This window comes from Variovorax sp. P1_H2 (genome assembly GCF_056405295.1).
In genome coordinates, this window is the sequence record NZ_JBFUCJ010000184.1 from 1 (window position 1) to 7,911 (window position 7,911).

General features: G+C 67.5%; 10 protein-coding genes. All 10 read right to left on the bottom strand.

From position 1 onward, the window contains the following. Positions 1–75 precede the first annotated feature (75 nt). A complete protein-coding gene (locus tag AC1D2E_RS33585) occupies positions 76–579 on the bottom strand; it encodes a hypothetical protein (protein WP_478201416.1) in 504 nt (167 codons plus the stop codon). Beyond that, on the bottom strand, positions 576–1,355 hold the full coding sequence (gene xth, locus AC1D2E_RS33590) for an exodeoxyribonuclease III (RefSeq protein ID WP_478201417.1): 780 nt from the start codon (positions 1,353–1,355) through the stop codon (positions 576–578). The genes AC1D2E_RS33585 and xth overlap by 4 nt, the downstream gene beginning before the upstream one ends. Positions 1,356–1,409: 54 nt before the next feature. Continuing rightward, a complete protein-coding gene (gene dhaK / locus AC1D2E_RS33595) occupies positions 1,410–2,399 on the bottom strand; it encodes a dihydroxyacetone kinase subunit DhaK (RefSeq protein ID WP_478176666.1) in 990 nt (329 codons plus the stop codon). Between the two features lie 9 nt (positions 2,400–2,408). Further along, positions 2,409–3,029, bottom strand: coding sequence for a dihydroxyacetone kinase subunit DhaL (dhaL, locus tag AC1D2E_RS33600; RefSeq protein WP_478201418.1), 621 nt, complete (start codon positions 3,027–3,029; stop codon positions 2,409–2,411). A gap of 26 nt (positions 3,030–3,055) precedes the next feature. Further along, a complete protein-coding gene (locus AC1D2E_RS33605) occupies positions 3,056–4,084 on the bottom strand; it encodes an ABC transporter ATP-binding protein (RefSeq protein ID WP_478201419.1) in 1,029 nt (342 codons plus the stop codon). After that, positions 4,077–5,198 carry an ABC transporter ATP-binding protein gene (locus AC1D2E_RS33610; protein ID WP_478201420.1) on the bottom strand — a complete coding sequence of 374 codons (1,122 nt, stop codon included), beginning with the start codon at positions 5,196–5,198 and terminating at the stop codon, positions 4,077–4,079. Before AC1D2E_RS33610 ends, AC1D2E_RS33605 begins: the two co-directional genes overlap by 8 nt. A gap of 3 nt (positions 5,199–5,201) precedes the next feature. Then, a complete protein-coding gene (locus tag AC1D2E_RS33615; protein ID WP_478201421.1) occupies positions 5,202–5,408 on the bottom strand; it encodes a hypothetical protein in 207 nt (68 codons plus the stop codon). Between the two features lie 14 nt (positions 5,409–5,422). Beyond that, entirely contained in the window at positions 5,423–6,379 is a 957-nt protein-coding gene (locus AC1D2E_RS33620; protein ID WP_478201422.1) for a carbohydrate ABC transporter permease, read from the bottom strand. 9 nt (positions 6,380–6,388) lie between these two features. Continuing rightward, entirely contained in the window at positions 6,389–7,342 is a 954-nt protein-coding gene (locus AC1D2E_RS33625) for a carbohydrate ABC transporter permease (RefSeq protein ID WP_478201423.1), read from the bottom strand. A gap of 34 nt (positions 7,343–7,376) precedes the next feature. Continuing rightward, a partial coding sequence (locus tag AC1D2E_RS33630; RefSeq protein ID WP_478201424.1) for an extracellular solute-binding protein occupies positions 7,377–7,911 on the bottom strand: 535 nt, incomplete at its 5' end.

Here is a 7,911-nt window from a genome sequence, read left to right on the forward strand (position 1 = left end):
GGCCGCCCCAAGGCGGCCTGCGGCCCCCTCGGGGGGCAGCGACCCACACGCAGTGGGGGAGCGTGGGGGCCACACTCAGCGGTTGCGCTGGCCTAGAGTCAGCGTGTCGAGCTGGAACTGGCCGCTCTTGTCCCACAGCCAGGTGTCGACATAGGTGTGGGCGCCGATCTTGCCTGGGCTCGGCAGCGGCGATGCGTCCTTGATCAGCTCGGCGATCATGCCGCTGACCTCCGGCGCATGGCTGGGCGTCCGGCTGAAGTGCACGGCAGTGACGCGGCCGTCGGCGTCGATGTCGGTCTCGGTGACGACCACGGCGTACACCAGCGGCGGAATCTTGCCCTTGTAGATGCGTTGCGGATACTTCTTGTAGATGGCGGCGGCACCCACCTTGCGGTACGTACGCACCGCCGGCGTCTGGACCGTGATCTGGCGCTCGGCATGCGCCCCGGCCGAGCGCCCGTCGCTGGTGCTCCGCGCAGCCCCGGAGGCGGCGTCCTGCCTGGCGTCCGGCTTCAGCGCCCCGCAGCCGCCGAGCACGAGCGCCGCGGCCAGGCCAAACAGCAGTGCAGTGGTTTTCATGGTTCGAGTTCCAGGATGACGGGTGCATGGTCGCTGGGCTTTTCCCACTTGCGCGGCACCCGGTCGATCACGCAGTTTTTGACGCGCGGCACCAGCGGCTCGCTCACCAGGATGTGGTCGATGCGCAGTCCGCGGTTCTTCTGGTAGCCGAGCATGCGGTAGTCCCACCAGGAGTAGCTCTTCGGGGGCTGGTCGAACAGGCGGAAGCTGTCGGTCAGGCCGAGCTGGAGCAGTGCCCTGAAGTGCTCCCGTTCCTGGGTCGTGTGGTGGATGGTCTCGGCGAGCCCGACTGGGTCGTAGCTGTCGCGGTCTTCGGGCGCCACGTTGAAGTCGCCGAGAAGCACGAGCTTCGGGTGGCTGGCCAGTTCCTGCCTGAGCCAGTCGCGCAGGCCCTCCAGCCACTTCATCTTGTAGGCGAACTTGTCGCTGCCGGGCGCCTGGCCATTGACGAAGTAGCCGTTGACGATGCGCACTTCGCCGGCCGGCGTGTCGATGGTCGCGCTGATCACGCGGGAATGCTCATCGGCGAAGCCGCCGATGTTCTTCAGCACGTCGCGCACCGGCGCCAGGCTCAGGATCGCGACGCCGTTGTAGGTTTTCTGTCCGAACACCGCTGCATCGTAGCCCGCCGACTTGAGCACCTCCAGGGGGAACTTGTCGTCGGTCAGCTTGAGTTCCTGCAGGCACAGGACGTCGACCGGGTTGGCGATCAGCCAGTCCAGCACGTGCTGGAGGCGGGCGGTGAGGGAGTTGACGTTCCAGGTGGCAATTTTCATGAAGGGGGAAAGTCCAGGATGGTTTCCCAGGACTTTAGCCGCCTGAAGCCTCGATTACATCCCCCAGCGCAGCGCCGCCGTATGTACCGGTGCGTCCCACAGCGCCAGGGTCGCGGCATCCATCGCGCTCACCGTGACCGAGCAGCCCGCCATTTCGAGCGAAGTGACGTAGGAGCCCGTCAGATGGCGCGCGACCTTGAGCCGGTGGCCATCAAGCACCTTGCGCACCGCATGCACCATCAGGTACAGCTCCATCAGCGGCGTGCCGCCGAAGCCGTTGACCAGCAGCAGCACTTCCTGGCCGGGCTTAAGCGAGAGGTCCTTGAGGATCGCGCCGCTCAGCTCGGCCGCGATGTCGTCGGCCGACGCCAGCTTGACCCGGCGCCGGCCGGGCTCGCCGTGGATGCCGACGCCCATCTCCATCTCGTCCGGACCGATCTGGAAGGTCGGCTTGCCGGCCGCCGGCACGGTGCACGAGCTGAGCGCGACACCCATCGAGGCCGTGGCCTTGTTGACCGAATCCCCGAGCGCCTTGAGCGCCGCCAGGCCGTCGCCGCGTTCGGCCGCGGCGCCGACGATCTTCTCGACGATCAGGGTGCCGGCGACGCCGCGCCGGCCGGTCGTGTAGGTCGAGTTCTCGACGGCGACGTCGTCATTGACGATGACCGTCGCGTTGTCGCAGTCGACCATCTCGGCGGCCATCTGGAAATTCATCATGTCGCCGGAATAGTTCTTGACGATGAACAGCACGCCGGCGCCGGTGTCCACGGCCTGCGCCGCGGCCAGCATCTGGTCGGGCGTGGGCGAGGTGAACACCTGGCCCGGACAGGCCGCATCGAGCATGCCATGGCCGACGAAGCCGGTGTGCAGCGGCTCGTGCCCCGAGCCGCCGCCCGAGATCAGCGCGACTTTGCCGGGCTTCGGTGCGCGCCGGCGCACGAACTGGCCGGCCTCGCCGAGGGTCACGATGTCGGCGTGCGCCGCCGCGAAGCCGTCCAGGGATTCGGACAGCAGGGAATCGACCTCGTTGATGAGCTTCTTCATGGTGCGCTTTCAGGCGGAAAGGGAAGTCGGTCGGGCGGGCGATTGCAGGCTGTCGCAGATCGCGCCGATGATCAGTGCCACCGAGCGCGAACCCGGGTCAACGTGGCCCAGCGCCCGCTCGCCGAGGAAGGACGCGCGGCCCTTGATGGCATCCATCGCGGCGGTGGCGTCGGCGCTCGCGAAGGCGCATTCGCGGACCCGGCCGGCCAGGTCGCCACCGCCTTCGGCGAGCACCTTCTGCACCGGGTCGAGCACGTCGAGCAAGGTCTTCTGGCCGACCTCGGCCTTGCCCAGACGGGTCAGTGCCTTGATGCCGGCGTCGAGCGCGCTGGCCACGCTGCTCGCCGTGGGTGGATCGGGCAGCTCCTTGCCGAGCGTGACCATCAGCGTGCCGAACACCGGACCCGAGGAGCCGCCGATGGTCGACATGCAGGTCATGCCCATCGTGCGCAGCGCCTGGTTGAGCGACTGGCCGCAGAGTTCGTCGAGCTTGGCCTGGATGGCTAGCGCGCCGCGCCGCATGTTGAGACCGTGGTCGCCGTCGCCGATCGCCTGGTCGAGCGCGGTCAGCTCATCGACGTGGTCGATCAGCGTCTGCGTTGCGTTCCGGATCAGTTCGATGTCGGCCATGTGTGCTCCCGTGATGTGTGGTGTGTTCAGGCGCCGATGCGCCGGCCCTCGGCATCGAACCAGAGCGGGCGCGTCAGTTCGACCTGCACCGCGTCGTTCGGCTCGAAGCTCTCGCTCGCCGGCGCCGAGACGATCAGCTCCTGCTCGCTGTCGTCGAGCCCGACGTGCACCAGGTGCAGGTCGCTCAGACGCTCGATGCGCCGGACCCTGGCGGTGCGGTGTGCCGTATCGGCCGCCTGGCGATGCAGCCGCAGGTGCTCGGCCCGCACGCCGACCGTCGCCGCTTCCGGCGGCGCGGCGAGCGCCGGAACCAGCGCGCGCGCAAAGAGGTTGATGCGCGGCGAGCCGAGCCGCGAGGCCACGTGGGCGCTGCTCGGGTTCTCGTAGATCTGCTGCGGCGTGCCGACCTGCACCAGCGCGCCGGCGTCGAGCACGCCGATGCGGGTGGCCATTGTCATGGCCTCGATCTGGTCGTGCGTCACGTACAGCAAGGTGGCGCCGAGGTCCTGCTGGATGCGCTTGAGTTCGAGCCGCAGGTCGTTGCGCAGCTTGGCATCGAGCGAGGACAGCGGTTCGTCCATCAGGTAGAGCGACGGGCTGCGCACCAGGGCCCGGCCGATCGCCACGCGCTGCATCTGGCCGCCCGAGAGCCGGGTCGCGGGGTTCTTCAGCTTGTCGTGGATGCGCAGCATGCGCGCCACTTCCTCGACCTTGCGGCGCACCTCGGTCTCGGGCACCGGACGCAGCGGCGACCGCAGCGGGAAGGCCAGGTTGTCGTAGACGCTCAGGTGCGGATAGAGCGAGTACTGCTGGAACACGAAGGCCACGTCGCGCAGCGCCGGGGCCAGGCTCGTCACGTCGCGCCCGCCGATCGATATGCGGCCCGCATCCGGCCGTTCGAGGCCGGCCACCAGGCGCAGCGTGGTGGTCTTGCCGGCGCCGCTCGGCCCGAGCAGCACGAAGAATTCGCCGCTCGGCAGGTCCAGGCTCAGGCCGCCGACCGCCTGCACCGCGCCGAAGCGCTTGCCGATGTTCGCGAGTCGGAGTTCAGCCATGGCGTGCTCCCTGCCGGGCCCGCTGCGGCGCCTCGTCGCGGGCGGTGCGCAGCGCACGGCCCGATGCCGCATCGAACAGCGAGATCGCCGAGGCATCGAAGGCCAGCCCGACATGGTCGCCGCGCGCCACCGGCAGGGCGACGTCGACCTTGGCGCGCACCGTCGCGCCCTGCGCGGTGGCCAGGGTCGCGATGGTGCTGGTGCCCAGGTACTCCGTGGCGAGCACTTCGGCGCGCAATGCGGATGCCGCGTCGAAGCGCACGTGTTCGGGCCGCACGCCGCACAGCAGGGCGCGTGGCGCGACGTCCTCGCGCAAGGCCGGTACGCCGATCGGCGCGGCACCGATCCGTATCGCCTGCTCGCCGTTCGCGAGGCCCGCCTCGAAGGGCAGAAAGTTCATCGACGGCGCGCCGATGAAGTCGGCCACGAAGACGCTGGCCGGCCGCTCGTAGACCTCGAGCGGCGCACCGAGCTGCTCGATCACGCCGTCGTTCATGATGGCGATCACGTCGGCCATGGCCATCGCCTCCATCTGGTCGTGCGTCACGTAGACGGTGGTGGCGTGCAGCCGGTCGTGCAGCGCGCGCAGCTCCTGGCACATCACTTCGCGGAACTCGGCGTCGAGTGCGCCGAGCGGCTCGTCCATCAGGAAGGCCAGCGGCTGGCGCACGATGGCGCGGCCCAGCGCGACGCGCTGCCGGTCGCCGCTCGACAGCTGCGAGACCGGCTTGTCGAGCAGGTGCGTGATGCGCAGCGTGCGCGCCGCCTGCTCGACCTGGCGGCCGACCTCGGCGCGCCCCATGCCCTGCGAGACCAGCGGGAAGCCGATGTTGCGCCGCACGTTCATGTGCGGATAGAGCGCGAACATCTGAAACACGAAGGCGATGTCGCGTGCCGACGCGCGCTTGAAGCTGACATCCTCGCCGCCGAGGAAGATCTGGCCCGAGGTCGGCAGCTCGAGCCCCGCGATCATCCGCAGCGTGGTGGTCTTGCCGCAGCCCGAGGGGCCGAGCAGGCAGAAGAACTCGCCGTCGCGCACGGCGAAGCTCGAGTTCTTCACCGCGGTGAAGTCGGCGAAGGCCTTGTGCAGCTGGTGGACGCGGATCTCGGCCATGGCTCAGGCGGGGAACTTGGAGACCACCATGAACAGCGCGGTGCCGAACAGGGTGGTCAGGAACGACCAGGTGAACAGGCTCATCGCGAGCGGCTGCAGCATCATCACGAGGCCCGCGGTGATCACGATGCAGGCGACGATCTCCATTGGTCCGCGGCGCAGCCAGCGCGGCCAACGGCGCGCAACGGTCGGGGGCAGGGCGGTCGGCATGGCTGAAAACACTCCTACTTGCGCACGGCGCCGAAGGTGATGCCGCGCAGCAGGTGCTTTCGCAGCAGGATCGTGAAGACCAGGATCGGGATCAGGAACAGCGTGGTGCCGGCCGCGACCGCGGGCCAGTCCTGACCGCCTTCGCCGATGATGATCGGAATGAAGGGCGGCGCGGTCTGCGCCGTGCCCGAGGTCAGCAGCACCGCGAAGGCGTATTCGTTCCAGGCGAAGATCAGGCAGAAGATCGAGGTGGCGACGATCCCGGTGGTCGCCTGCGGCAGCACCACCTTGCGGAAGGCCTGCAGCCGCGTGTAGCCGTCGACCATCGCCGCCTCTTCGTACTCGCGCGGGATCTCGTCGATGAAGCCCTTGAGCAGCCACACCGCGAGCGACACGTTGACCGCGCTGTAGAGCAGGATCATTCCCAGCCGCGTGTCCGACAGGCCCAGCTCGCGATACATCAGGTAGATCGGAATCGCCACCGCGATCGGCGGCATCATCCGCGTCGACAGGATGAAGAACAGCAGGTCGTCCTTCAGCGGTACGTCGAAGCGCGAGAAGGCGTAGGCCGCCATCACGCCGATGCCGACCGACAGCACGGTCGAGCCGAAGGCGATGATCAGCGAGTTGACGAAGCGCGGGATGTAGTTCGAACGGCCGGCCACCACCATGTTGTCGTCGCGCGCGACCTTGTCGCAGACGTCGGTCGGCGGCGGCAGCGCGGCGATGTATTCGGGCGTCTGGCGCGAGCGCGTGGTGAAGAGGTTGCAATAGCCCTGCGGCGAGGGCGTGAACAACACCTTCGGCGGATAGCTGATCGAGTCGGGCGGTGTCTTGAAGCCGGTCAGGATGATCCAGGCCAGCGGGATCATCGTGACCAGGGCGTACAAGACCACGATGGCGCCCGCGAAGGCCCGGGTGCGCGAGCTCGGTTCGACGACGGAGTGCGCGGTGCTGATGCCGGTGCTCATGATGGTGCCTCAGCGGTTCTTCACGTGGTTGAGCGCCTTGACGTAGATGTTCGCCAGGCCGAACACCGCCACGAAAAGGATGATCGCGAACGCCGACGAATAGCCGGTGCGCCATTTCTCGAAGGCCTCCCGCTTGAGGGTGATCGACGCCAGTTCGGTCGCCGAGCCGGGCCCGCCCGAGGTCAGCAGGTTGACCATGTCGAACATCTTGAAGTTCTCGATGCCGCGGAACAGCACAGCCAGCATGATGAAGGGCAGCACCATCGGCAGCGTGATCGACCAGAACTGGCGCCACTTCGAGGCCCGGTCGACTTCGGCCGCCTCGTAGATGTAGTCGGGGATCGAGCGCAGCCCGGCGAGGCAGATCAGCATGACATAGGGCGTCCACATCCAGGTGTCGACGATGATGATCGCCCAGGGCGCGAGCTTGACCGAGCCGATCATCTCGAACGACGACGCCGGAACGCCCGAGAGGTACGACACGGCGTAGTTGAACAGCCCGGTCTGCGGCTGGTAGAGGAAGGCCCAGAAGTTGCCGACCACGGCGGGCGACAGCATCATCGGGATCAGGATCATCGTGGTCCAGAAGCCATGGCCACGGAACTTGCGGTCGATCAGGTAGGCCAGCGAGAAGCCGATCAGCACCTGGAGGAAGATGGTCCAGAACAGGAAGTGGGCGGTGGCCTGCATCGCCAGCCAGATGTCGGGGTCGGTCAGCACCGACACGTAGTTGTCAATGCCGACGTCGACCACCGCCGCGTTCGGCCGGTTGGCGCGGTAGTTGGTGAACGACAGCTTGATCGTCCAGACCAGCGGGAAGATGTTGATCGCCAGCAGCAGCAGCATCGTCGGGCCGACGAACAGCCAGGCGATCGCGCGGTCGGAGAGGCCGCGCATCCGCACCGCCACGCCGGGTGGCGTGGCCTGTGCGGCGCGGACGACGATGACGGCCGGGTTTTGCATCGGCGAACGTGGGGTGGGTGCCGAAGGAGGGCGCCTACTTCGACTTGCCGTCGTCCTTGAAGACCTTCTTCCAATCGACCACCAGCGCATCGAGTGCCTCCTTCGCGGTGCCCTTGTCGGCGACCACGTAATCATGCACGCGCTTTTGCATCGACAGCAGCAGTTGCGCATACGAAGGCTCGGCCCAGAAGTCGACCACCATGTCCATCGAGTCGAGGAAGGGCTGCGCGAAGGGCGAGCTCTTCGGGTAGGCCGGGTCGTTGAGCACCGCCTTGGCGGCCGACGAGYCGCCGATGGCCTGCCACTTCTTCTGCACATCGGGGTTGGCGAACCACTTGATGTATTGCAGCGCCTCGTTGCGGTTCGGCGAATAGGAGACCACCGAGATGCCCTGGCCGCCGAGTTGCACGCCCTTGGCCTTGTCCGAGGGATTGACGAAGAAGCCGATCTTGTCGCCGCCGACGTTCGGGTCCTTGTAGAGGCCCGGGAAGAAGGCGAACCAGTTCATCATCATTGCGACCTGGCCCGACTTGAAGGCATCGAGGCCTTCGGTCATGTAGGCGTTGGTC